General features: G+C 42.8%; 1 protein-coding gene and 1 pseudogene. One reads left to right on the forward strand and one right to left on the reverse strand.

Annotated features, from left to right (window positions below; translation table 11 throughout):
- Positions 1-32: 32 nt before the first annotated feature.
- Entirely contained in the window at positions 33-668 is a 636-nt protein-coding gene (locus tag B9Z54_RS24850; protein ID WP_162785196.1) for a hypothetical protein, read from the reverse strand.
- A gap of 137 nt (positions 669-805) precedes the next feature.
- Between B9Z54_RS24850 and B9Z54_RS12635 the strand changes: the two are divergent.
- Positions 806-1077, forward strand: a pseudogene (locus B9Z54_RS12635) (DegV family protein); the annotation flags it as partial.

The raw sequence follows: 1077 nt of genomic DNA on the forward strand, positions 1-1077 counted from the left end.
CTTTTGTATAGAATTTAGACATTCTTTACATGTCAGGGAGTATTGACCAGAAGCCCCAGCCTCGGCTGGGAGACAAACCGGAGTTTGTTCTTTTGAAATGTGCCTCGAAAAGGGAAGTCGTTGATAGAAAAGGGAAAGTAGTTGATAGGAACGCGAAACTCGTTGATAGAACCATAAAACTTGTCGATAGCACCGCAATTATCGTTGATAGAGACACTAAACTCGTTGATAGAAGAAAACACCATGCACACACATGACATGGGGGAAACAGCCAGAAGCCCAGCCAAAGCTGGGGACAAACCGGAGTTTGTTCTTTTGGAAAGTACCCGAAAATGGAATTCGTTGATAGAAAGGGGAAGGTCGTTGATAGGAGTACCAAACTCGTTGATAGAAACATAAAAGTCGTCGATAGAACTGTGATTTTCGTTGATAGAAACACTAAACTCGTTGATAGGTGAAAATATCGATGCACACACATGACATGGGGGAAACAGCCAGAAGCCCAGCCAAGGCTGGGGACAAACCAAGTTTGTTGTTTTGAAATGTGCCTCGAAAAGGGGAAGTCGTTGATACGGACGCGCGAAACTCGTTGATAGAACCATAAAAGTCGTCGATAGTACCGCGATTTTCGTTGATAGAAACACAAAACTCTTTGATTGCCCCCTCATCGAGAAAGGCCCGCAGCAATAATTAGTACAAAGCGCGGCAAAACAATATAAATCCCGCATCATCATGTATAGTTAAAGCATGAAATCAAACATCAGGAGAGTAAACGTGCGAACAATATTACCAAGGGGGAAATAGGATGCGAAGGATTATTTTAACGACCGAAAGCGGTGCCGACTTACCGGAGGATTTAGCTCAAAAGTACAATGTGCAGGTAGTTCCCATGCACATCATTATGGACGGGAAGGATTATTTATGACGGTACTTTACCGGTCCAGGAGATCTATGACTATTATGGGCGCACAAAAARRATACCTTCCACGACCTCAACGAATGCTCATGAGTATGAAGAGCTATTTTCGAAAAATTAGAAAAGATTCTCCAGACAGCATCATTGTTCATGTCGGATAT

Origin of the sequence: Bacillus sp. P14.5 (genome assembly GCF_003316765.1) — a bacterium.
Classification (GTDB): Bacteria; Bacillota; Bacilli; order Bacillales; family Bacillaceae_B; genus Rossellomorea.

Bases quoted from the DNA above. Each gene is read 5' to 3' on its own strand.
- B9Z54_RS24850 (WP_162785196.1), bottom strand. From the start codon at position 668: ATGAGGGGGCAATCAAAGAGTTTTGTGTTTCTATCAACGAAAATCGCG.